Origin of the sequence: Streptomyces sp. 5K101 (assembly GCF_046506645.1) — a bacterium.
In the GTDB taxonomy this organism is placed as follows: Bacteria; Actinomycetota; Actinomycetes; order Streptomycetales; family Streptomycetaceae; genus Streptomyces.
The window spans coordinates 378,031-400,973 of sequence record NZ_JBKFFO010000002.1 but is presented as its reverse complement, the minus strand read 5'-3'; the positions used below and the strand labels follow the sequence as shown (position 1 = coordinate 400,973).

The 22,943-nt window shown below is 73.2% G+C and carries 17 protein-coding genes; 5 read left to right on the top strand and 12 right to left on the bottom strand.

Annotation, left to right across the window (positions count from 1 at the left end; genetic code table 11):
- Positions 1 to 98: 98 nt before the first annotated feature.
- Positions 99 to 332 (bottom strand): hypothetical protein, encoded by a 234-nt coding sequence (locus ACLB9X_RS04820; RefSeq protein WP_410358950.1) that lies wholly within the window; start codon positions 330 to 332, stop codon positions 99 to 101.
- 867 nt (positions 333 to 1,199) lie between these two features.
- On the opposite strand from ACLB9X_RS04820, the gene ACLB9X_RS04815 reads away from it, so the two are divergent.
- The 5 genes from ACLB9X_RS04815 to ACLB9X_RS04795 all read left to right on the top strand — a co-directional run bounded on the left by ACLB9X_RS04815 (position 1,200) and on the right by ACLB9X_RS04795 (position 7,689).
- On the top strand, positions 1,200 to 1,577 hold the full coding sequence (locus ACLB9X_RS04815) for a hypothetical protein (protein WP_410358949.1): 378 nt from the start codon (positions 1,200 to 1,202) through the stop codon (positions 1,575 to 1,577).
- Between the two features lie 58 nt (positions 1,578 to 1,635).
- Entirely contained in the window at positions 1,636 to 3,039 is a 1,404-nt protein-coding gene (locus ACLB9X_RS04810) for an NADP-dependent succinic semialdehyde dehydrogenase (RefSeq protein WP_410358948.1), read from the top strand.
- Between the two features lie 3 nt (positions 3,040 to 3,042).
- Positions 3,043 to 4,008, top strand: coding sequence for an LLM class F420-dependent oxidoreductase (locus ACLB9X_RS04805; protein ID WP_410358947.1), 966 nt, complete (start codon positions 3,043 to 3,045; stop codon positions 4,006 to 4,008).
- A 154-nt stretch (positions 4,009 to 4,162) separates the two neighbouring features.
- On the top strand, positions 4,163 to 6,151 hold the full coding sequence (locus ACLB9X_RS04800) for a hypothetical protein (protein WP_410358946.1): 1,989 nt from the start codon (positions 4,163 to 4,165) through the stop codon (positions 6,149 to 6,151).
- Positions 6,148 to 7,689 (top strand): hypothetical protein, encoded by a 1,542-nt coding sequence (locus ACLB9X_RS04795; protein WP_410358945.1) that lies wholly within the window; start codon positions 6,148 to 6,150, stop codon positions 7,687 to 7,689. Before ACLB9X_RS04800 ends, ACLB9X_RS04795 begins: the two co-directional genes overlap by 4 nt.
- 54 nt (positions 7,690 to 7,743) lie before the next feature.
- Here ACLB9X_RS04795 and ACLB9X_RS04790 read toward each other — a convergent pair whose 3' ends face one another.
- Genes ACLB9X_RS04790 through ACLB9X_RS04740 form a run of 11 tightly spaced genes read right to left on the bottom strand, consistent with a single transcriptional unit; the run spans position 7,744 to position 22,924 of the window.
- Complete coding sequence (locus ACLB9X_RS04790; RefSeq protein ID WP_410358944.1) at positions 7,744 to 8,622, bottom strand: peptidoglycan-binding protein; 879 nt, start codon at positions 8,620 to 8,622, stop codon at positions 7,744 to 7,746.
- Between the two features lie 25 nt (positions 8,623 to 8,647).
- Positions 8,648 to 10,195, bottom strand: a complete 1,548-nt coding sequence (locus tag ACLB9X_RS04785) for a DUF6519 domain-containing protein (protein WP_410358943.1) — start codon at positions 10,193 to 10,195, stop codon at positions 8,648 to 8,650.
- A gap of 46 nt (positions 10,196 to 10,241) precedes the next feature.
- Positions 10,242 to 12,395 (bottom strand): hypothetical protein, encoded by a 2,154-nt coding sequence (locus ACLB9X_RS04780; RefSeq protein WP_410358942.1) that lies wholly within the window; start codon positions 12,393 to 12,395, stop codon positions 10,242 to 10,244.
- 22 nt (positions 12,396 to 12,417) lie between these two features.
- Entirely contained in the window at positions 12,418 to 16,188 is a 3,771-nt protein-coding gene (locus ACLB9X_RS04775; protein WP_410358941.1) for a putative baseplate assembly protein, read from the bottom strand.
- Positions 16,185 to 19,364, bottom strand: coding sequence for a putative baseplate assembly protein (locus ACLB9X_RS04770; RefSeq protein WP_410358940.1), 3,180 nt, complete (start codon positions 19,362 to 19,364; stop codon positions 16,185 to 16,187). The genes ACLB9X_RS04775 and ACLB9X_RS04770 overlap by 4 nt, the downstream gene beginning before the upstream one ends.
- Positions 19,361 to 19,738, bottom strand: a complete 378-nt coding sequence (locus ACLB9X_RS04765) for a GPW/gp25 family protein (protein WP_410358939.1) — start codon at positions 19,736 to 19,738, stop codon at positions 19,361 to 19,363. The genes ACLB9X_RS04770 and ACLB9X_RS04765 overlap by 4 nt, the downstream gene beginning before the upstream one ends.
- Positions 19,735 to 20,085 carry a hypothetical protein gene (locus ACLB9X_RS04760; RefSeq protein WP_410358938.1) on the bottom strand — a complete coding sequence of 117 codons (351 nt, stop codon included), beginning with the start codon at positions 20,083 to 20,085 and terminating at the stop codon, positions 19,735 to 19,737. The genes ACLB9X_RS04765 and ACLB9X_RS04760 overlap by 4 nt, the downstream gene beginning before the upstream one ends.
- A 50-nt stretch (positions 20,086 to 20,135) precedes the next feature.
- Complete coding sequence (locus ACLB9X_RS04755) at positions 20,136 to 20,663, bottom strand: phage baseplate assembly protein V (RefSeq protein ID WP_410358937.1); 528 nt, start codon at positions 20,661 to 20,663, stop codon at positions 20,136 to 20,138.
- A 59-nt stretch (positions 20,664 to 20,722) separates the two neighbouring features.
- On the bottom strand, positions 20,723 to 21,862 hold the full coding sequence (locus ACLB9X_RS04750) for a hypothetical protein (protein ID WP_410358936.1): 1,140 nt from the start codon (positions 21,860 to 21,862) through the stop codon (positions 20,723 to 20,725).
- Positions 21,855 to 22,229, bottom strand: a complete 375-nt coding sequence (locus ACLB9X_RS04745; protein ID WP_410358935.1) for a hypothetical protein — start codon at positions 22,227 to 22,229, stop codon at positions 21,855 to 21,857. The genes ACLB9X_RS04750 and ACLB9X_RS04745 overlap by 8 nt, the downstream gene beginning before the upstream one ends.
- 5 nt (positions 22,230 to 22,234) lie before the next feature.
- The gene (locus tag ACLB9X_RS04740; protein ID WP_410358934.1) at positions 22,235 to 22,924 is read right to left on the bottom strand and encodes a hypothetical protein; all 690 of its coding nucleotides are present in this window, start codon (positions 22,922 to 22,924) and stop codon (positions 22,235 to 22,237) included.
- Positions 22,925 to 22,943: the final 19 nt, after the last annotated feature.

The following is a 22,943-nucleotide window of genomic DNA, read 5'->3' as shown; positions in this document are numbered from 1 at the left end:
CCGTCCGGCGAGACGGACCGCGACAGGCCGGCACCCCGTGCGGCCGGTCGCGGGTACGCGCACCCGGGACCGGCCGCACGGGCGAACGGGCCGCCGTCTCAGGCTGCGCTTCTGTCCTGCCCGGCGGCCGCGTGCAGGTCGGCCACCAGGCGGAAGAATCCGGCCTCGTTGCCTGCCAGTCCGACCGCGCTGAGCGCCTCGTCGGCCTCCGCCATGGGGGCGGACAGCACCGGAAGCGCCGTCGGGGCCCGGCGGGGATCGGCGAGCACGGCCCTGGTGGTCTGCAGAAGCCGTACGTACGCCTGCGCGGCGGCGAGCTCGGGATCGTTCATCTCGCGGTTCCCCTCGTGAAGGTGTCGGACCGTCAAGCATGTCGTGCCGCACTGACAACGCCCTTGTGCCGAACGTATGGAGGTGCCGCCGACGCGGCTGACGGGGGTGCCCGAAGGCGGTCAGCGCCTCGGTGACCGCCGGGCCGAGATGGTGCCGCCGGTGTCCCGAGGGACCCGCTTCGGCGGCCCGCGGCGGGGGCGGACCCTCAGCCCCGTGCCGGCGCGGAGGCCGTGTCCCGGCAGCGTCACGTCGTGCTCCACCGCCGTGCCCGCCCGTGCGCACACCGCCGTGTACGCACGGAGGCGTGCCAGGACGCCCTGCCCGCGGCAGTAGCTTCCCTCCGGGCGGCGCGGGGAGCACGTACCGCACTCGGGTGTCCGTCACCGCCAGGCCCGCCTGGCGGCCGGACCGGTCGATCGGCATCACGTGGGCGTACGCCGGCGGCGTGCCCTCGGCGTTCCGCACGTGGCCGTGGAAGCCGGCCGGCAGGTCGGCAGCGGCAAACGCGGGACCGGCCGCGAGCAGCCGCGGGCGGCCGGCCTCCTTGCGCGACGCAGGAACACCGCGTACACCGGCCCGGAGCCGGCACGGCGCCCACGGCGATCAGGAACGCCGGCCGGAAGCCGAGCATGCTCGGCACCTCGACGGCGCCCGCGCGCACCGAGGTGTGGGCCGGCACCGGCGCACCGGCATCGTCACCCGCCGCCTGGGTACCCGACGCCCCCGGCGGCCGTCCCCCACCGCCCGGACCCGGCCCGCTCGCACCGCCGCAGCCGGGGAGCGAGGCTTGAGGAGACGGGAAGGGCCGCGCCGGCCGGCGCGGGAACACCGGCCCCACGGGACAGGAACGGAAGGCGGGAATCACGGTGAACACTGCACAGGAGCACACGGAGTCGGTCGTCGTCACGGTCACCGGCTGCTCCAGCGAGGACGCGGACGCCGTCTTCCGTGCTCTCGGCCGCGCGTACCCCTCGGACCGCGACGAGTCCGAGGTGCCCCGGCACGTCAAGGAGGGGCACGAGACCGTGTGGACGACCACGTTCGACGTGTCCCACCCCCTCGGCACGACCGAGCCGGTACGGCTCGCGGCACCCGTGACGGTCGAGATGCAGGGCGGCTACTGGGCCGTGGACCGCATGAAGGAGATGCTCGCGGCCAGCTTCGACGTCAAGGAGGAGGGCATGGCGGCCGGCGACCAGGAGAAGGACGTGCAGCTGCGGCTGACCAGCGGCATCCATCAGTGACCGGCCCGGCCGCACGCACCGGCGACCCACCCGGCACCCGAGCCCACGAGGACAGTCCATGCCCATCGCCACCGTCAATCCCACCACCGGGGAGACGCTCGAGACCTTCGACGCCTTCGGCCCCGAAGAGATCGACCGGCGCGTCCAGCTCGCCGCCGACGCCTTCGCGCGGCACCGCACGACCTCCTTCGCCGAGCGGGCCGGCCTGCTGAACCGCGCCGCCGACCTGCTGGAGCAGGACCAGCAGGGCATCGCCCGCACGATGACCACCGAAATGGGCAAACCGCTCGCCGCCGCCCGGGCCGAGGCGGCCAAGTGCGCCAAGGCGATGCGCTGGTACGCGGCCCGGGCCGAGGAACTCCTCGCCGACGAGCACCCGCCGGAGGCCGACGTGACGGACTCCGGAGCGGCCAGCGCCACCGTGCGCTACCGGCCCCTCGGCGTCGTCCTCGCCGTCATGCCGTGGAACTTCCCGCTCTGGCAGGTGGTGCGCTTCGCCGCGCCCGCCCTGATGGCGGGCAACACGGGGCTCCTCAAGCACGCGTCCAACGTGCCGCGGACCGCCCTGTACCTGGAGGACCTGTTCCGCCGGGCCGGCTACCCGGAGGGCTGCTTCCAGACGCTGCTGGTGGGCCCGGACGCCGTCGAGAAGATCCTGCGCGACCCGCGCGTGGCCGCCGCCACCCTGACCGGCAGCGAACCGGCCGGACGCTCCGTCGCCTCCGTCGCCGGCGACGAGGTCAAGAAGACCGTGCTGGAACTCGGGGGCAGCGACCCGTTCATCGTCATGCCCTCGGCCGACCTGGACCGCGCGGTCGCCACCGCGGTCACCGCCCGCGTGCAGAACAACGGCCAGTCCTGCATCGCGGCCAAACGGTTCATCGTCCACGCCGACATCCACGACGCCTTCCGCGACCGGTTCACCGCCGCGATGCGCGACCTGACCGTGGGCGACCCGATGGACGAGTCCACCGACGTCGGCCCGCTCGCCACCGAGAAGGGCCGCGAGGACCTCGAACAGCTCGTCGACGACGCGCTCGCCCGGGGCGCCACCGCACAATGCGGCGGCCGGCGCCCGCCCGGCCGCGACCGCGGCTGGTTCTACGAGCCCACCGTGCTCACCGGCGTGACCGACGCCATGCGCATCCACCGGGAGGAGGCGTTCGGACCGGTGGCCACGCTCTACCGCGTGGCCGGCGCGGACGAGGCCGTCGCCCTCGCCAACGACTCGCCCTTCGGGCTCAGTTCCAACGCGTGGACCCGGGACGAGGCCGAGATCGAGAGGTTCTCGCGGGACCTCGAAGCGGGCGGCGTCTTCTTCAACGGCATGACCGCCTCCCACCCCGCCCTGCCGTTCGGAGGCGTGAAACGGTCCGGCTACGGACGCGAGCTGTCCGGGCACGGGATCCGGGAGTTCTGCAACGTCACCACGCTGTGGCACGGCAAGGACAAGGAGGCGTAGCGCATGGTGCGCATCGGATACACGATGATGACCGAGCAGGCCGGGCCCCGTGAGCTGATCGGCCATGTGGCCGGGGCCGAGGCGACCGGCTTCGACTTCTCCGTCATCTCCGACCACTACTTCCCCTGGCTGGACTCCCAGGGCCACGCGCCGTACGCCTGGACCGTCCTCGGCGCAGCCGCCCAGGCCACCTCGACGATCCCGCTCATGAGCTGCGTGACCTGCCCGACGACCCGCTACCACCCGGCCGTCGTCGCCCAGAAGGCCGCCACCGTCCAGCTGCTGTCCGAGGGACGCTTCCGCCTCGGCCTCGGCTCCGGCGAGAACCTCAACGAGCACGTGGTGGGCGGCGGCTGGCCCAGCGCGCACGAGCGCCTGGAGAAACTGGAGGAGGCCACGGACATCATCCGCAGGCTCCTCGACGGAGAGCACGTCAACCACCACGGACCCCACTTCGACGTGGTCGACGCCAAACTGTGGGACGTGCCAGAGCAGCCCGTTCCCATCGGCATCGCCGTCTCCGGCGACAGCTCCTGCGAGGTCGCCGGGAACTACGCCGACCTGGTGATCGCCACCGAGCCGAACAAGGAACTGCTCGACGCCTTCGACCGGTACGGCGGCGCCGGCAAACCCCGCGTCGGCCAGCTCCCCGTCTGCTACGACACCGACCGGGACGCGGCCGTGGCCCGCGCCCACGACCAGTTCCGCTGGGCGCTCGGCGGCTGGCGGGTCAACGCCGAACTGCCCGGCCCGAAGTCCTTCGAGCAGGCCACCGCGCTCGTCACCCCCGAGGACGTCGCCGGACAGATCCCCTGCGGCGACGACGTGGACGCCTTCGTCGACGCCGTACGCCCGTACGCGGAGGCCGGATTCACCGAGGTCGCCCTCGTCCAGATCGGCGGGGACCGGCAGGGGCCGTTCCTCGACTGGGCCGGGAAGAAGCTGCTGCCGGCGCTCCGCGAGCTCTGACCTCGGCGCGCCCCTGCCCGCGTCACGGTCGAGCGGCAGCCGGCACTGGCGTCCACAACCCCCTGCCGAGCGGGCGTACGTCGGGTAAATTCCCTCTGTGCACGGCGAGTTGATCTCATGACGCGCGGCTGGCAGGGGGAGGCGGGGGAGCGCCATGGGCGGGAGACTGTACGGTCAGCAGGCCCTGCAGGAGGACTTCGTCCCCCGGCTGGTGGGACTGCACCCCAAGAACGCCTATCAGGTCGCCTTCGCCTATCCCAAGGGCGCGCCCGTGGTGCGGATCGTCGGCGGGCGCGGCAGCGGCAAGACCGCGCTGCTGGGGGCCGTCCACGACGCGTACAACGGCCGGGTGCCGCTCGCGCGGGTCGACCTCGGCGCCCCCGGATTCGGCGAGCCGGGTGTCGCCGAGCTCCGCGACGACGAGGTCCCCAACGCCTCCCACATCACCCACCTGCTGTATCTCCTCGCCTACAAACTCGGCCTCGACGTCCGCCACTTCGGCCGGCCCATGGCCTTCCCCAGGCTGTCGCTCGGCCTCCTTGTCGTCACCGCCTGGCGTCCCCTGAACAGCGACGAGACCGATGTGCGGCCCCCGGACCTGCGGCGGGCCGAGGCCGACCTGCGCACCTTCATCACCGCCGATGACCCCGACGTACGCCGCCGCAGGGAGAGCCTCGGCCGCTGGTTCGACATCGTCGCCGACAACCTCCCGCAGGTCCTGTCCGCCGTCCCCGGCCTCGACTCCATCGCCGGAATCGTCCTCGACACCGCCCGCCGGCAACTCGTCAAGAACGAGCCGGACAAGGGCGCGCTCGCCTGGTGGGGCGCTCGGCTGCACCGCTCCCAGGGCTACCAGGGCGACTCCCTGCAACGGCTGTTCCAGTTCGTGCGCGGCTTCCGCAGGCTCGACGACCGCCGGCGCACCGCCGAGCAGCACCTCGTCGCGGCGCTCCTCGACGACGTCGACGCGGGCTACGGCAGACTGCGCCGGCTCAACAGGAAGCCCAGACCGCTGCTCCTCCTCGACAACGCCCACACCGACGTCGGACTTACCTTCCTCGGCCTGCTCGACGCCGGCTACGACACCCCTTGCAAGGACCCGACACGGCCCGTCACCCTCGCCACTCTCCTCGGCAGGGGCGAGGAGCATCCGCTGCTGGGCGAGGTCGGCGGCGACGCCGTGCCGCGGCAGCGGCCCCTCGTCCTCGCCATCCCCGCCGTCGAACCGGCCCACATCGCCGAGATGCTCAGCTCCGTCGACTACCCCGACCACCTGCCGCGCCTCGTCGCCCGCTACAGCGCAGGCCGCGCCGCCGCCGCCCGGATCCTCGCGGACACGGCCGTCCGCCGCGTCCAGGAGACGGGCACGCTGCGCAGCCGGGACCTGCTCGACGACGCCGCACCCGCGCTCCTCGCCAAACTGCTGCCCGACCCCGTGCTGCGGGACCGTCTGGTGCTGCTGTCCGCCGCGGCCGATCCGGGCACCCGGCGCGGACTGTGGACCTTCGCCCACCCCGAGGACCACTCCGACGACCTGGTCGCCGTCCGCGTCCGCGAGGCCGACGACTACCGCGCCCGCTCCTGTCTCGACGGCGACCGCGCCCTCGACCTGCTGCTGCGGCACCGGCTGGCCGCCACCACCACCCACGAGCGCTGGCGCGACACGCAGCTGCGCCTGCGCTCCCTGTGCGACCCGCGCGGCGACACCTATCTGCACCACACGCTCGCCCTCGGCCGCGTGGACGAGGTGGTGTGCGTGCTGCACCACCGGTTCACCGTCACCCCGCCCGCCGAGTGGCTCACCGCGCTCAACCTGATCTGCGCCGCCCCCCACCCCCGCGAGGGCTACGAGCCCCCGGCCGGCGGCCCCGCCCTGTCGTGCACGGCCTGCGGCAGCGACGCCCCCGGGCGGCACCACGAGGCCGTCGCCTCGCTGGTGCCCCTGCTGTGGCGGCTGTCCGACCCGCTCACCCTCGCCCCGCGCGAGGACGAACTGACCACCGTCCGCATCGCGTTGGAGACGCTGTACGGCAACAAGGCCGCGCACGGCCCCTACCGCGAGGCGTCCGCCGCCTGGCCGGCCCGGCTGAGAGCCGGCACCCAGGCCCCCGACCTGCCCGTCCAGGAAGGTGCCGCGTCATGACGTCGTTCCTCGCAAGACTCCCCGGCGGACCGCTGACCAAGGCGGCCGCTCTCGTCGTCGCCCTGGCAGTGCTCGGCGCCGCCGTGTGGACCGGCATCGTCGTCTTCGGGCCCGACCCGGCCTGCGGCAAGGGCATCGAGGAACGCGGCCCCGAGGGCGACCGGGAATGCACGGGCGTCACCGACGGCAGCTATGTCTTCGCCGCCAACCTCAAGGAGGTCAGCGCACGCATCAAGGCGGAGAACGACCGGATCGCGGACGAACCGCACGTCTCCGTCGCCGTGATGCTGCCCATGGCGCCCGCCCAGGGCTTCGAGCAGGAGAAGACCCTGCACGAGGTGCAGGGCGCCTACCTCGCCCAGTACCGCGCCAACCACGACTCCAACAGCAAAAAGCCGGCGATCCGGCTCCTGCTCGCCAACCCGGGCCGCAGCCACGCCCACTGGCGGCCCGTCGCGGAACAGCTCGGCGAGATGTCCGAGTCCACGACCGACAACCTCCGGGCCGTGATCGGCTTCGACGTCTCCACCGCCACCACCCAGGCCGCCATCGGCTACCTCACCAGGGAGCGCGGCATCCCCGTCGTCGGCGGCCCCATCACCGCCGACGACTCCGGCAACAGTCCCGAACGGCCCGACGCCTACCCCGGCCTCGCCCGGGTCGTGCCCACCACCACCGACCAGGCCAAGGCCCTGTCCCACTTCAACAAGGACATCGACCCCCAGCACACCCTGGTGGTCGAGGACATCCGCACCGGCGACAACTACGTCGACGCGCTCAAGCGGGCCTTCGCCGAACGCACTCTCGGATCGCCGCGCGCCCCCGAGCAGTACCGCGCACCCGACGAGTTCCACGACGAAGGCACCACCGCCAACGCCTTCGACCAGATGGTCGACACCATCTGCACGTCGGCCGCCAAGGTCATCTACTTCGCCGGACGCCCCGTCCAGCTGCGGCAGTTCGTCAACGAGCTCGGCAACCGCGGCTGCACCGAGAAGAAGTACACCGTCATCACCGGATCCGGCGCCTCCACGCTCTCCTCGGACAAGCTCCTCGACTGGGACACCTTCCGCAAGGGCGTCACCCTCCAATACGCGGCCGTCGCCCACCCCGACGCCTGGACCGGCCCACAGGCGCCCGCGACCGGCGGCTCCGCGGCCGCCTACCGCACCCTCGCCCAGCTCGCACACAGCAAAGAGGTCGGCGACATCGGCCCGGTGGAACTCACCGACTCACGGACCATCACCTTCTACGACGCCGGCCTCACCGCCGTCACCGCCATCCGGATGCGGGACGACGGCGACCCCGTCGTCCCGGCTCTCAGCCGCATCAGCGACGCGTGGCTGCGGCTGCACGGCATGGGCAAGGTGGACGGCGCGAGCGGCTGGATCTGCCTCGACAACTACGGCAACCCCTACAACAAGGCGGTCTCCGTCGTGGAACTCGCACCCGACGCCCCCGGCCGCATCCGATTCGTCGGACTCGCCTGGCCGACCGGCAGGCCCACGCCCGCCGACTGCACCGCGAGCCGCACCTGACACAGGGCGGCGGCCGCCCACCCCCAGGGGTGTGCGGCCGCCGACACGGTCACGTCAGACGTTGGGCACCTTCAGCTTGTCCCAGCTCGTCCTGCCCGGGATGCCGTCCGCGTCGCTGCCCGAGTAGCCGAGCTTGCGCTGCCAGGCCGCGTAGGACTTGCGGTCGGCATCCGTCCACTCCGGGCCCGGCCCCACCTCGTAGCGGCCGCAGCCCTCGGCGACCAGCCGCTTGCCCATCGCCGTGATGATCGGGCTGCGCCGGCCCGCCTGGAAGAACGCCGCACCCGGGAACGGCTCGTACCGCGGAGCCGGCGGCGGCGTCGCCGGGCCGTCCGGACGGCCGCCCAGCCGCTCCCTGATCCGGCTGCGCATCGAGTCCATCGTGAACCCGCGCGGATCGACCTTCCCCGGCTGCCACTCCTTGTGCCCTATCACCGAACGGTGCGTCCAGCCGTGCGCCCGGCATATCGCCGCGGCCGCCTTCTCGACGGCCTCCAGCTGCGCCGCCGGCCAGGGGTCCTTGCCGTCACCGAGGTTGATGCACTCGAAACCGTAGAAGTACCGGTTGCCGTCGGTGTTGGCCTCGTTGTCGGGGGGCAGCGACGCCGACTCGTTGACGACCGCGCGCAGGACGTCGTCGTCGCCGAGCCCGGCATGGTTGGCGCGGCCGTTGCCGACGAGGTAGACCGTGCCGTCCTTGGCGATCACACCGTGGCACAGCGGTCCCGGCAGGCTGGAGTGGCCGTTGTAGCAGAGTTCGACGGAGCTCTCGGTGCCCCTCGTCACCGTGTGATGGATCATCACGCCGTTCACCGGGCCCCAGGGCCCCTTGTGGTTGCGGTTGTGCGTACGCCAGCTGCGGTGCTCGACCACGCGCAGTCCCTCGTTGCGCAGCGCCTTCAGCAATCTGTCGGCCGACAGCGGTGTCGCCATGGTGATGCTCCTTCCCGGGAGTCCGTCAGTTCTCCGGCCGTCCCTGGTCGTCCTGCCCGGTCTCCGCGCCCGCCGAACCGCCCTCGGCGGCACGCTCCGCGGCCACGGCCTCCTCCTCCGCGCTCGCCTCGGCCGCCAGCGCCTGCGCGTCCGCGGCCGGGATCGGCGCCGCCAAGGAGCCGAAGGACAGCCGCAGATCGGCGACCGACCCCTCCCCGAGCACCCACGCCAGCGGCGCGTAGTGCACCTCGACACCCTGCGGCGCACCCAGCAGCGGACGCCGCGCACTGTCCGTCGGCCACTCCACATCGCCCGTCGCCGTACGCGCCGCCACGGTCCAGAAGTCACCGGACCGGTAGGCGCGTCCGGGCTCGAAGTACACGAACACCCCGTCCTCCAGGGGCAGCCAGACACCCTCCTCGATCCGCAGCGCCCCGCCGCGCGCCTTCGCAGCGCCGCCCTTGCCCCGGCCCGCGGGCGGCCGGTGGTCCCAGCGCCGCAGATACGGGTGCAGCTCGGGACGCCGGCCCACCGACGGGTGCGGCTCGTCCGACAGCCGGACCCGGCGGCCGGGCAGGTCCAGTTCCTCGACCCGCAGCAGCGGCAGCGGCTCGCGGCGGCTGGTGTACGCGGTGTCGGCGAACTCGACCCAGTCACCCACGTTCAGGTCGAGCTTGTCGTCGCCGCCGAGGGACGCCAACGCGACCCATGTGCCGTCGAGTTCGTCGACCGGGAAGGTTACCGAACCGTTCTCCCGCGACCACTTGAACGTCGCGTCCTTCGCCGCCCCGCCCTCGTGGATCTCCACCCGGTACAGCTGGTTCTCCGGTCCCCGGTAGCGGGCGTCGGGCGGCACCGGACACGGGTCCTCGTCCGCGCGGTCCGGGCGCTCGCTGCGCGCCGCCATCCGCGCCGTCGGAGCCTGCGCCCCCGCCCACGTGTCGAACGCGGCCCGTACCTGGTCCTTCGTCGCCCCGTCCGCCAGCTTCAGCTCGGAGCCCGGCACCGGAACCACCTGCCAGACCACCTTCACCCGCGCCGCGGTGTCCGGCATGGCCGAGCCGAGCGCCACCTCCCGCAGCAGCGGGTCCTCGGCGGCGGTCACGACCCGCTCCCACACCTTCAGCGTCGCCAGGTACGGGAACTGCGTGGGCAGCCGGTCACCGGGCCGCTCCGGGTCCCGGTAGCCGTCCGGCTGGTCCCAGTACGACCAGGTCGCAGGCGGCGCCGGACGGTCGGCGGCCTCACCGTCGGCGGTCGGTTCCGTGACCGGCACGCCCGGCGCGGGACGCGTCGCGTCGACGAGGATGCCGTCCACGTAGTACCGGCCGCCGCCGATCGCCAGATCGTCCAGCTCCCGGCTGCCGCCGAGGAACTGCACCGCGAAACCGGTCGCGCCCGCGGGGCCGCCGTGCTGCCCGATCAGGTCGCGTGCGACGGTCCGGGCCCGGTGCAGCTGGATCGCCGTCTGCTCGTTGGCGTCCGCGTCCAGCTGGACCCGGCCCTGCTGGGCGAGCACCGCCGAGTAGTGCCGCTCCGGCCGGAAGGTGACGCGGGAGATGTCTGCGTGCATGAGTTGGGGTCCCCCTCGGGAAGTTCAGGCAGTCGTGAAAGTCGTGTCAGGTGACGGGGATGATCCCGGCGTCCGTACCGGCCGGGGTGTACTCGGCGAGCCGGGCCCGCAGGCTGTCCTCGCGCTGCGGTTCGTACAGGTCGTGGAAGACGCCCATCTCGGAGCCGTCGTCGGCGCCGCGCCGGATCTCCGGCGGGCACACACCGGCGAGCCGGCCGTACGCGGGCGTGCCGTACCGCTCGCTCGCGAAGAGCGGACGGACCGGCTCACCGCCCGCCGGGTCCGGCTGGCAGCGGTGCCGCCGTGGGGTGCGGGAGCCGGGCGGCACGTACGAGTACCGCAGGCAGCCGATGCCGCGCCGGGCGACGCGCATCCGCCCGGTGAAGACGCTGTTCTCGCCGATCTCCACGGCATGCGTGTGCACTTCGCCGATCACCGTGGTGCGGTGTGCGTGCAGCACCGCGTGCGCGAGCCGGCAGTCCGGAGCGGACAGCGCCGCACGGTCGTGACCGGTCGCGTCGAGGATGCTGTCCCTGATGTGGAGGGACAGCGGATCGTGGCCGACCTCGTCCCCGATGACCTCGATCGTCCCCAGGATGCTGTGCTCGATCTGCACACACGCAGTCGTCCGCTCCAGCACCAGGCTCGGCTCCTCGGGGGAGTGCGGGTCGCACTCGGGCTCCAGCGACCAGCCCGGGACCAGCGTGCAGTGCCGCAGCACCACCGCGCCCACCGGGCCGCTCACATGCAGTCCGCGGCCGGTGACCAGCAGACCGTTCAGCACGATGCGCGGCGCCTCGGCCCCGCAGTCCTCCTCGCGCGCCCGGATGTTGAGCGCGTCGGGACGGTTGCTGTACCAGTCGAGGAGACGTATGACCGGACGGCAGCCCTCCGCCGCCCGCAGCTCCAGCCGGTCGCCGCGCTCCAGATCGAAGTCCAGCTGCTCCTGGTACGCACCGCTGTGCGTGATCTCGATGACGCCCTCGGGCCCGCACCGGCCCGCCCTGCGGTCCTCGCGCCACTCCTCGTACGCGTCCATGATCTTCTGGTGGCCGCCGCCGGGGCCCACCCGGTAGACCTTCGCCGCCGGTGAGGTGTCCCGTTCCCGCGGGTACTCGCCGCCGCCGATGTCGTCGCCGAAGGCGTGGTGGTACGTCACCCACACGCCCTGCCGGGGCGCCGAACGCGACCCGAACGCGATGCGTCCCAGCACCGGGTCGACCGCCACCTGGCCGCGCCGCGGCCGGTAGCGCCACTGCGACAGGTCCGCGACCACGATGTCCGACATCGGCACCGGTTCGTCCTGGCCGTCCCGCCAGATCGTGAAGCTCTTGCCCGGCCCGTAGTAGTCCGCGAGCCGGTCGGCGAGCTGCCGGCGCCGGATGCACGCGGGCACGTTGTCGATCGTCGCGATGTGCGTCGCCGACGGCTCGGGGACCGGATTGGTCACCAGCGGGGTGTCGTTGCCGAGGATCGAGAACGTGTACAGACTGCGCGCACGGTCGATGCAGTAGGCCGGGGCCCGGTCGAGGTGGTACGGCTTCAGCCGCCACACGAACAGGCCCACCCCCGCGGGCGTGTACCCGCCCGTGCGCCGCGCCGAGCCCGCCCTGCGCACGTCCACCGTCCGCGCGGTGCTCCCGAACGGGCCGCCCGCCAGTTCGAGTTCCACGCCCTCCCGTACGTCGGCGAGCCGGCCGCGCCCGGCCCGGCGGACGTCGGCGGCAGCCGGTCCGGAGCCGTACAGCTTCACCGGCTGGTGGTGGGAGACGAGCCGGGAGAACTCCACGGCACGCGCCGGCCACCCCCCGATCTCCTGCGCCAGCTCCTCCAGCAGGTGCAACGTGCCCTTGCGGCGCCGGTTGGCGACCGTGGCCGCCACGTCCCGGCGCGGCGCGAGGGCCTCGGCGAGAGCGCCGCGCGAGGCGTCCCGGCCCGCGTCGCCCAGCCCGTCGGTGCGCACCCTCTCGTAACCGGGCAGCGGCCGGTAGCCCACCAGGTCGCCGATGTACGGGAGCACCCAGGGCGCGGCCGTCTCGACGAACAGGTCCTCGTAGCCCTGCTCCACCCGGTCGCGCACCAGGTCGGCCTGCTCGGCGATCACCGCGAGGAGCGCCCGCAGTGGTTCTCCGGCCTCGGCGTCCCGGAGCCGGTGCCACTGGGGGAGCAGCTCCGCGAGCCCGTCCGGTTCCCTGCTCATGCGGCGCTCCTTTCGTGCGTGTTCATGCGGTGACCTCCGTGAGAACGAGCGTGTCCGCCACGTGCGGGGACAGCAGGACGAGCTGGGCCGGGCGCACCCCGCGGAAGACGCACACCGCGCGCCCCTTCGCCAGCCGCCGGGTGTCGGTGATGTCCGGGTTGAGGCGCAGCAGTTCGGACAGCGGGATGCCGTGCCGGGCCGCCACGTGGGTCAGGGTCTCGCCCTCGTCGGCGGTGACCCGGTGCACGTCCTCGTCGTACGCGGCGAGCCGTGCCGGGACCGTTGGGCGCACCTCGGCGAGCCCCTCCGCGAGGCGGGTCAGGCCGTCGGGCGTGACCGACGCCGGGACCCCGCCGAAGACGTCCACGTCGACGAAGTCGACGCCCGGCACCCGGTGCGCCGTCGCCAGCACGTCGGACAGCCGGGCGGGACTGCCCAGTTCGCGCCGGCCGGGGCCGAACTCCCGCAGCAGGGCCTGCCGCAGCGCCGGCTCCACCACCTGCCAGCTGTGGTCCGGCGCGACCTTCACCTTCGCCGCGATCAGCAGCAGCACCAGCTCCCGCACGTCCACCCGCACCGGCAGCCGCGAGTCGCCGTACTCGGCCAGCGAGGAGCGCAGGGCGCGCAGCACGTCAGAGCCCTCGTCGACCGGGATGTCGTCCACCCCGGCGACCGTCACGTGCAGCACCTGCCGGCGGCCGTCGAAGACCTCCCGCGCCACCGCCCGGCCGATCCCGGCCCGTGACCGGGCGAAGTCCTCGTAGTCCGCGACCGACACGAGCCGGTCGAGCGCGGACACCGCGAGCGGCACCGTGCGGCGGGTCAACGAGGGCCCGTCGGCGTCCGCACCGCCCGTCGCGGGCTGCGGATTGGTGACCCCGGTGACGCCCAGCGGCCGCGTGACGGCCTGGGTGATGCGGTTCGCCCTGACGTTGGCGGCGCGGCCGGTGCCGAAGCGGTAGCGGGCACGGACGTTCTCGCTGCCGCTGGGCAGACGCGCACCGTGCACCCCGTCGCCGAACGTCACCGTCGTACGGCCGTCGGCCGTCGTGCCCGTGACGTACACCCGCTCGGTGGGGCCGCGCCCGGCGAGACTGTCGACCTCGTGCCACAGCAGCCCGTCGACACGGACCTCCAGCACGGGCGTCGCCCCCAGGGGAGTGTCGGCGGGCAGCCAGGTCATGGGCGACTGCCACAGGGCGAACGTCTGGTTGGGCCGGTTCGCGTCGCCGCTGCCGATCGGCTCGTCACGGCTCTCGCCGTGCGTTGCCGGCACCACGTTGCCCAGCACGCGCACCGTGTCGCGGCGGTAGCGGTGGGCCAGCTTCGACGTCAGCGACAGCCGCGTGTGCACGTGGTCGCCGGGCAGACGCCGATCGACGACCTGTTCCACATCCGCGATCACCACCAGTTCCGTGCCCATGACCCCCGAAGCCGCCGAGGACTGCGGCAGCACGTCCGTCCGCTCCCCGGACACCACCAGGTGCCGGCCCGGCCGCAACCCGTCGTACAGCTCGGCGAGTTCGATCTCGTCGCCGTGCACGTCCTCGCCGAGCGGCTCACCCGCGAGCCGCAGGGCCTGACCGCCCGCGTGCACCGTGGTGTCGCGAATGTTGGACAGCAGCACGTCGTGCTCGTCGAGCCACGGGTCGGCCAGCGTCAGCTCCGTGCCCCGGCCTGTGATGCCGTAGTTGGTGTACACAGCCGTGCGCACGGCCGTCACCCGGGTGGTGACGAAGCTCAGCCGCGGATCGCCGGGGATCCCGTCCGGCCCCGCCGCGCCCTTGCGGGGACGCCCGATCGCCACCCAGCTGCCGACGGTCACCGAGTCCTGCACCGAGTCCAGCGGCAGCACGTGACGGTTCGCCGGCTCCGGCACGGTCGCGATGCCGACGACGACGTTCGCCGGCTCACTGCCCACCGTGTAGCTCACGGTCAGCTCCATGCCCCCGTGCCGGACCTGGCGGCGCTCGCCCGGGGCGAGCCGCCAGTTCACCGGCTCGCCGTTCTGCACGGCCACGTGCACGCGGCCGTCCTCACTGGGCCGGGACACGAACAGCGTCCACTCCGGCAGGCCGTCGGACAGCTGTGCCGTCACGCCCGGCTCCTGCGAGTCCGCGGGCCGCCTGCTCAGCCAGCTCAGATCGTGGTCCTGGCCCGACCGCGTGCGCAGCGCGATCCGGCCGGGCCCCAGCTCGAACGACTTCTCCGCCGGCAGGTTCTCGGCCACCTGGACCGACGACCCCGTCTCGGTGTGCTGGAACTCGGCACGCTGCGGCATCCGGCCCGACGGGTCGTACACGATCCGCATCGTCGTCAGCGCCGCGCCGGTCAGCGGCCAGTCCGCCTGCCGGACCACCCGGCCCCGCTCGTCCTGCACCGGCCGCAGCGGAGCCGTCGCACCGAACGGCGCCGCCGTCACCCGCATCGCCTGCAGCTCCGTCAGCAGCGCGGGCGAGGTCGGGGCGGACCGCCGCCACGCCGCGTACATCCCGTCGGCCACCCGGGGGTCGAGCGCCGACAGCAACTGGGCGCCCAGCTCCGAGCCCGCCGCCGGGAGCCGGTCCGCGGGCAGCGCCCGACCGCCCGTGCCCGGCCGCACGTCACGAGTCCGCAGCGCCGGCAGCACCGCCCCCAGCGCCCGCAGGGCGGCGGCGCCGCCGGACACCTCATCCTCCGGACGCGGCGCCGGCCGGGACGGCTCCAGATCGGCCGCCCGCTCGCGCAGCTCCCCGACCACGGCCTCCAACTGCTCGAACCAGGCCGCCACGTCCTCGTACGCGGCGGCCACCGCCTGCGCCTCGGCGAGCCGTTCGTGCGGACCGGCGAGGAGCGACGCGAACGCGGCCGGTGTCGTGACGGTGTCGAGGCCGGCCCGCAACGGGGCCAGCACCTGAGCGTCGAACTCCTCGATGTACCGGCTGACCGGACGCGGATTGGGGTTGTCCGGCGCGGGATCGCCGTCCTCCGTGGCCCGGTCGTCCTGCGTGATCCACCGGCGCAGCTCGTCCACCAGCTCGCCGAGCGTCGGCGGCGCGGACCGCGGCAGCGCGACGGCGGTCACGTCGTCGTCGCGGTCCACCCGGGTCCTCGCGACCGGCAGCAGCAGCCGCTGCCCCGCCGGCCCGCCCTCCTCACCGGCGAACACGAACAGCAGCCGGTCGCCCGTGTTCAGCCCGGTGGACGTGCCTGCGAGGAAGATCTCCGACCGCCGCCCGAGATCCTCGGGCGTCAGCAGCGAGGGCCTGCGCCGGCGCACCGCCAGCTCGTTCCACGCCGCCCGCGCCACCAGGTCCTCGCTCGTCTCGAACACCTGCGACTGCTCGTCCGAGGAGGTGGGCACGCTGTTGCTCCGCGCGCCCCGCGGGATCACCACCGAGAGATCGGGCTCCCGCGGATCCCGGTCCAGGGTGTACGCGAGGTGCGTGTCCGCCGCGATGCCCGGCCGCGGCCGGTGCCCCACCAGCCTGCCCAGCAGCGCCGGCGACCGGTGCTCGTTCGCGGTGCGCAGATACGCCTCGTCCGCGATCCGCTCCGAATGGAACGTCAGCAGATCACCGACGACCGCCCACGCGTCCAGCAGCCCGATCGCCGGATCGTCCGGCGTACGGACCGTCAGCCCGCGCAGCGCCGGGTAGGCGGGCGAGGCCAGCCGGTCCAGCATGGCTGCCAGGAACGAGCCGTACTCGCCCACGCGGTAGTCCAGCGCGTCCCGGCCCGGAGGGTTGTACAGGGCGCGCGGGGCGCGGCGCTCGTCGTGGCCGCCGCAGCCGCAGCCGCACGTGCCGCTCATCGCGCACCTCCGCCGATCTCGATGGACAGCAGCCCGTTCTCGGGCCGGTCGGGGTCGTTGTCGCAACGCGCGATCTCCAGCGGGCCGAGCCGCAGCACGCCTGCCTCCAGTGCCGTGTCGTCACTCTCGTGTGCGGGCCCGGCGTCGAAGAGCCGGGCCAGCCTGGTCACCCGTACGCTCTCCACGCCCCGTACGGCCGCCGCCGCGGCGACCAGGCGGCTCAGCCGCACCGGTTCGCCGAACGACAGCGCGTCGGGGTGGAAGAAGCCGAGCCGCCCGCCGGGCAGCCGCCGGCTGCCCAGCAGCCGGTGCAGCTCGGCGAGGATCTGCCCGTGCTGGTGGCCGGGCGCCGCGCACACCTGCAGCGCGATGTCCAGCGGCACCATGCGCGCCGGGCCCACCACCAGGTCGTGACCGATCCGCCGGTACGCCTCCAGCGCGTACGCCACCGAGTCGAGCAGCCGCTGCGACGGTTCGCCCGCGCCCAGGGCGTCCACGGCCACATGGGCCTCCTGCACACTGCCCGTCCAGCGGATCTCCGCAGCCGCCCGCTGCACGCCCGGCAGCGCCGACGCCAGCGCGGCGTAGTCGTCGGCGGTCACCGCGCGCAGCCGCGTACGCCGCAGGTCCAGCGGTGCGAGCTGCCGCACCTGCTCCATCGGCTCGGGCTCGGTGCCGCCCACCGCGGGAAGCGGATTGCGTACCTCCGCCACCGGCATCACCTCGCCCGCGTCCACCGCCCGCGGATCCCGGCACAGCACCAGGTGGTTGATGGCCTCCGCGCCCACGTTGCCGGCCGTGCCGCCGCCGAGCCGGTAGTGCAGCTCCAGCCGGGCGCCCGGCCGCGGCCGGGCCCCGTGCCGCCCGTCACCGAACCGCAGCGCGATCCGGCCGTCGTCCTCCAGCTCCCCGACGACGTGCCGGTCCCGCTTCCCACTCGCCAGCAGGTCACGCCGCGCCGTCCACTCCTCGTCCCGCTCCGCGTCGACGACCCGCACCGCGGGCACCGCCTGACGCGGGTCCTGGACGAGGGCCGCCGCGGGGCCGCGCAGCTCCGGCTCGTCCGGGTGCAGCCCCGCCGCGTACGCCGGACCCCACGTGTGCGCGACCTCCCAGGCGATCCCGCCGTCGAGAACCGCGCCCGCCCGGGCCCGGGCCGTCAGCACTTCCAGCCGGCGCAGCTTCGCGGCCAGCAGCCGCTCGCTGCGGTGCAGCAGCTCCCGCAGGGCGGGCACCGGCCGGCGGCGCAGCTCCAGCCGTTCGAGCACCGCCAACCCGAACAGCACGGTCAGCTCGGCGATCTCCGCCTCGGACAGACCGTCGCGGTCACGGGCGCTGCGCCACAGCTCCACCAGTCGCTGCCGCACCCGCTCCGGAATCGCCGACAGCCGGGCGGCCTGCCCGCCCGACACGTGCGCCGGCAGCGGGAACGGCACCGACTGGACCACCGGGGAGCGCTGCAGCACCGGACGGAACCGCGGGCGGATGCCCGGATACACGACCTGCGCCAGCAGCGTCTGAAGCGCCTCCGCCTGCTCGTACGCGGTGCCCGGCACGACCTTCTCGCGCCGCCGGCCCGCCAGTTCCAGACCGAGACCGGCCCGGCCGGTCTCGGTCTCGCCGACGACCGCGAACAGCTCTCGTATCTGAACTGCCGTCAGCAGCCTGCCGTCCCGGGTCTGGTCCAGCCGCGCACCGATCAGGTCCGCGACCGCATTGCCCGCGTCCCGGTCCGGGCAGCCGAAGCCGGACGGTTCGCACGAGCCGAGGACGGCGGGCTCCGCCGGCACGGTCACCGTCTCCGCCGTGCCCTCGCAGAACGTCAGGGAGCGCCCGTGGTCGACGAGCACGACGTTGCCGCGCGCCACGCTCACGTCGGCCACCGGCTCGCAGTCCCTGCCGCCCCGCGTGGACAGGCACACCGGGAACGTGAGCGCGTCCTCCTGCGCCCACGTGACCTCCAGCACCGGCTGGTCGCACAGGGCGTCCACCACCGGGGTGACGGAGGTGAGCCGCACCGCCTGCCGGTGCGACGGGTCGGCGTCACCGGGCGTGCCCGAGACCGGCCCCCGCACCTCCTCGATCAGCAGCAGGTCGCCCGGCGCGAGACACAACTCCCTGACGGAGCACTCCTCGTCGGCCCACGCGTCGCGCAGCGTCGCCGACGTCGCCCCCTTCGGCAGCGAGCACACCTCGCCGCCCCAGGTCCAGAACCCGATGGTGTTGTGCGCCGGGCGCAGCACCAGCGGCTCGGCCGCCACGACCGGCTCGAACACCTCGACCGACCCGCGCTCCCCGAGGACCGCCAGATCCCGGTCGTCGATCACCGTGCCGATCTCCGGCCGGTCCCTCGGGCCGAGGCGCGCGACGTCGACCGCGGCGAAGCGGAACGTGCCCGGCGGCAGGGTCACATCCCGCGCCGCCTCGACGGTGACGAACGCCCGGGCGTTGCAGCCGTCGTGCATCGGATAGTCGATCAGCCGCACATGCCGGCGCACCGACACCCGCCGCCGCGCGGTGTCCAGATACGCCTCCGTCGCCACCGCGTCCTGCTGGTAGCTGATCCGGTCGGCAATGTGCGCCAGCAGCTCCACCAGCGTGACACCGAGATCGGCCGGGTTGCGCTCCACCCAGTCGGGAGTGGTCAGCGCGAGCCGGTCCAGCATCAGCCGCCGGATCGTGTCGTAGTCGCGCGCCGTGTAGTCGACGACGGGCGCGGCCGGGAAGTCCGGCGGACAGTCGTCCGGCTCGTCCTTGCAGTCGAACGGCGTCGGGCAGTCCGGCCGGAAAGCGAACCCGGCCGAGAAGTACCGCTGGTCGAAACCGGGGAACGGCTCCCTCCCCGGCCGCCCGTAAGGATCGGTGTCCACCACCGACAGCCGGTACCGGCTCGTGTCCCCCGTGCGGTCCAGCGTCACCAGCAGCCGGTCGTCGAGCTCCGGGTCCTCCTCCCGTTCCACGACGACGTCGACGGCCTCGATCCCGGTCACCCGCCGCCCGCCGTCGATGCGGATGTTCTCGGGGCACAGCCCGTGCGGCGCCTTGCCGAGGAACGTGACCGTCAGCGTCAGCCCGTCGTCCCCCACCTCCACCGCGTCCACGCCGCCGAGCTGCGCCGCGCGCACCCTCCCCCGCCTGCCGTCGCCGCGGCAGACCAACTCCTCCACGCCGCTCATGCGGGCCAGCTCCCCTCGAACACCTCGTCGCGCAGGCTCCCGGTGGCACGCACCGAATAGCGCAGATACACCCGGACCACGTTCTCCTCGCTCACCACGTCCAGCGACTCCACCTCGATCAGCTCACCCAGCCAGCGCTGCAACGACGCCTGCACCGACAGCTCCAGCGCGGAGGCCAGTTCGGGGCTGTTCGGGGTGAAGACCAGGTCCAGCAGCCCGCAGCCGAAGTCGGGACGCATGACCCGCTCCCCGGGGCTGGTGAACAGCAACTGCTCGATCAGATCGCGCACATGCTCGTCGTACGCGGCATGCGCGGTACGCCCCCGCCGGTCGCCGCGGAACGGGAACGCGATGTCACTGCGTACGGCCCTCATCGGCACATCACTCCCTGTCGTCCGGCGGAGACGGCCACCGGTCCCTGCGGCACGAGCGCGGCGCCCAAGCACTGCGCGGCCGTGGTGTCCAGGAGCACCGGCACGCCGTCCACCAGCACACCCCCGGCGTGCGGATCGAAACGGGCGCTGGTGCAGGGCTGCGGCACACCGTCCACGGTGTGCGCGCAGCCGGTCACGGCGAACACGTCCGAAGCCGTGTGGACGGGATGCCCGTCGACGCGCACCGCGCCGGCCGGCGACGCGGCGAACACCCGGCCGCCGTGCGGACAGTGCATCGCCGAGGCGGTGCTGATGCAGAGGCCGGAGTTCCCGGAGTGTCCGGACAAGACGTCTCTCCCCGTTGTGTCGTCACTGCCGCGCGTGGTCACTGCCGCGGTCACTGCTTGCCCGGCACGATCAGCCGGCCGTCGTTGATGTTGACCTCGGCGCCGTTCAGGACGACCGACGCGCCCTGGCCGTTGGCGATGGTCACGCCCTTCTCGTCGACCTGGATGTACGCCCCGGTCGCGGCCTGGAGCCGGATCCCGTTGCCCCCCGGCACGTCACCCATCACGAACTTGTGCTGGTCGGAGGTCTGGATCACCACGTTCTGGTGCGCCGGGCCGCCCGTGAGCGCGTCCGGCGGAAGTTCACCCCTCTCCCCGTACCAGCACCCCGTCCAGATCGGGTAGCTCGGGTCCCCCTGCTCGAACTCCACCCACACACCCGCTCCTTCGGCGGGCACGACGTACTGACCCGACCCGCGGCCCGTGAACGGCAGACAGGGCAACGCCCACGTGGAGGTCTCGCCTCCCAGCACGTCCGGCACGTTCACCGTGATGCGGCCGATCTTCAGCGGGTCGTCGTTGCTCACCACCCGCCCCCGGAACTTGCCGAGGAACCGGTTGTTCCCTCCTGCTGCCATGCGCTGTTTCCCTGATCCTTCCTGCGGCCGGTCCCGTGCTTGTGGTCCTGTGGCCGCTGCTACGGCCGGACCGTGCTGCTCCGGGCGATCAGTCCCTCACGCGACAGCGTGAAGTTCTGCTGGTACGAGCCGGGCCTGATGTTGTGGGTGACCGACTTGACGTAGTAGTCGCCGTCGTACGTCACCCCGGCGCCGCGCACCCCGACCAGCTCGCGCGGCCGCAGGATGTACCCGTGCCGGTTGACGTCGAGCGACCCCGAACCGGAGATCGCGTCGGCGGACAGCGCGGCCCGCGCCAGCAGCTCCGCCTGCGCCTGCTCGGACTCCTTCTTCGCCGTGCCCGACAGCGTCCGGCGCTTGAGCGCCGGCGTCGCCCGCCGCCCGAGCGGCGGGCGCAGCGGCCCGATGTCCGGCTGCGGCAGCAGCACCGAGTCGCGGGTCGCCGGGTTCTGCACGCGGGCCTGCGGCTCCTCCCGCGCGGTCCCGTCGTACGCGAACGTCAGCTGGTCCACAGTCGAGTTGACGTCCATGTTGACGTTCAGCGCGTGCTGACGGTCGCCGATCCGCTTCTCCGGACCCCACACCGCCGTGGAGACACCGGGCCGGGGGCCCGGCTCCAGGTAGAAGACGAAGCCGTTGGCGCGCGCCAGCTCGTTGACGTAGGCGAGGTCCGTCCCCGTCTGGTACTCGACCCGCAGCTGCTCGCGCGGCGGCTGCTCGATCTTCTCCTGGAACACGCGCGGCTCGATGCCGTAGTCCGCGTACTTGGCGAGGATGCGGCCCACCCGCTGGGACGGACGCAGATTCGGATAGCGGTCGGTGCGCTCCTCGAGATCCATCAGGATCGTCAGGTCCTCACCGGTGACGGTGAGCGTCGAATGCCCCGGCTCGTTGCTGGCGCCGACCTCCTGTCGCACGACGAGGCCGTCCAGCAGCACCTGCGCGGTCCCCTTCACGCTGACCGAGAGGATCACCCTGGTCTTCGGATCGAAGAACCCCTCGGGCAGCAGTCGCCGCGACAGCGCGCCCCGCTTGGTGAGGTCGAACGCCAGCTGGAAGCCGCTGCGTTCGCCGGCGGTCGCCGTGATCTGCGCCGACAGCAACGCCTCCATGACCTCCGGCGGCGCGGGCCGGGTCAGGCGCGGCCCCGTCTCGAGGGTGATGTGAACGGGCCCCCGCCCGACGGGCTGCTCAGACATACCGGTCTCCCGGCACCGGGAACCCGCCGGCGTGCGGGACCCGTATCTCCCGGCCCGCCTCGGCGGTCAGCTCGGCCGGGTCCAGCACGGGATTGGCGTCCGCGATCTGCCACCACTGGCCGGGGTCGCCGATGTACCGCTGGGCGAGCAGATCGGGACGGTCGCCGCTGCTGACGGTGTGCGGCGCGGTCTCGTCGCCCGTCGAGTCGAGGGGGGGCAGCAACCGGCGTTTGGCGTACCGCACTTCGGTGCCGTCCGCCGCGCGGTGCACTCCGATCTCCGCGTCGTGGTACCGGCTCGACCGTGGGTAGGGGTGGGCGCCGGGAATCGCGTCCAGGGCATTCTCGTACGGCTCGATGTCTGCCATGTCCTTCAGCTCCTCCCCATGACGCCGCCGCGCCCGCCGATCCCCAGCGCGGCGAGCCCCCCGCCGCTGCGCGCGGCCCGGGCGAGCCGCTCCTTCTGCGCCAGATGCGCCATGTACAGATCGGCCCCGCGGTGCCCGGCCGGCAGATCGCTGACGCTGAGCACCTTCATGCCGATGCTCAGCGAGGCCCGGATCGGATTGAGGTTCACGTCGAACGCGGACTCGTTGACGGACAGTTCGGTGAGCCGCACGGGCATGACGCGCTTGCTGCCCCAGGTGAAGAGAGTGAGCGGCATCTCGATGGGACTGATCTCGATGGTCCCCTTCTTCGTCAGCCGGGAGGCCTCCCGCAACTGCGCGGTCGTCGGATGCACGAGCATCTCGAGGGTCGCGAGCTCGGGATGGATCCCGTCGGGAGCGGCGACCTCGAACTGGTCGGTGGCGTCGATCTCGGCGGTGAACTTCCAGGTCTCCTGCGCGGGCCCCTTGAGCCGCAACGCCTCGTTCCGGTCCCCGTTCCCACTCCCGCCCCCGCCGGCATCACCGGTCCCTCCGGCGGCCTGTGGCGAGAGACTGCGCTCGAGGGTGTCGGGGTTGAACTGAAGCACGATGATGCGCTGAGGCGTGCCGCGCTCGGGGTCGACGACGACGATGCCAGAGCGGATGGGCTTGGGAATGTCGGGGTAGCGGGTCACAGGTTTCTCTCCTGTCTTC

What these genes read in the sequence shown, in the direction of transcription:
- ACLB9X_RS04775 (WP_410358941.1), bottom strand. Translation starts at nt 16,188, where the DNA reads ATGAGCGGCACGTGCGGCTGCGGCTGCGGCGGCCACGACGAGCGCCGC.
- ACLB9X_RS04750 (WP_410358936.1), bottom strand. Translation starts at nt 21,862, where the DNA reads ATGTCTGAGCAGCCCGTCGGGCGGGGGCCCGTTCACATCACCCTCGAG.
- ACLB9X_RS04805 (WP_410358947.1), top strand. Translation starts at nt 3,043, where the DNA reads ATGGTGCGCATCGGATACACGATGATGACCGAGCAGGCCGGGCCCCGT.
- ACLB9X_RS04800 (WP_410358946.1), top strand. Translation starts at nt 4,163, where the DNA reads ATGGGCGGGAGACTGTACGGTCAGCAGGCCCTGCAGGAGGACTTCGTC.
- ACLB9X_RS04790 (WP_410358944.1), bottom strand. Translation starts at nt 8,622, where the DNA reads ATGGCGACACCGCTGTCGGCCGACAGATTGCTGAAGGCGCTGCGCAAC.
- ACLB9X_RS04765 (WP_410358939.1), bottom strand. Translation starts at nt 19,738, where the DNA reads ATGAGGGCCGTACGCAGTGACATCGCGTTCCCGTTCCGCGGCGACCGG.
- ACLB9X_RS04770 (WP_410358940.1), bottom strand. Translation starts at nt 19,364, where the DNA reads ATGAGCGGCGTGGAGGAGTTGGTCTGCCGCGGCGACGGCAGGCGGGGG.
- ACLB9X_RS04745 (WP_410358935.1), bottom strand. Translation starts at nt 22,229, where the DNA reads ATGGCAGACATCGAGCCGTACGAGAATGCCCTGGACGCGATTCCCGGC.
- ACLB9X_RS04780 (WP_410358942.1), bottom strand. Translation starts at nt 12,395, where the DNA reads ATGAGCAGGGAACCGGACGGGCTCGCGGAGCTGCTCCCCCAGTGGCAC.
- ACLB9X_RS04755 (WP_410358937.1), bottom strand. Translation starts at nt 20,663, where the DNA reads ATGGCAGCAGGAGGGAACAACCGGTTCCTCGGCAAGTTCCGGGGGCGG.
- ACLB9X_RS04810 (WP_410358948.1), top strand. Translation starts at nt 1,636, where the DNA reads ATGCCCATCGCCACCGTCAATCCCACCACCGGGGAGACGCTCGAGACC.
- ACLB9X_RS04820 (WP_410358950.1), bottom strand. Translation starts at nt 332, where the DNA reads ATGAACGATCCCGAGCTCGCCGCCGCGCAGGCGTACGTACGGCTTCTG.
- ACLB9X_RS04785 (WP_410358943.1), bottom strand. Translation starts at nt 10,195, where the DNA reads ATGCACGCAGACATCTCCCGCGTCACCTTCCGGCCGGAGCGGCACTAC.
- ACLB9X_RS04795 (WP_410358945.1), top strand. Translation starts at nt 6,148, where the DNA reads ATGACGTCGTTCCTCGCAAGACTCCCCGGCGGACCGCTGACCAAGGCG.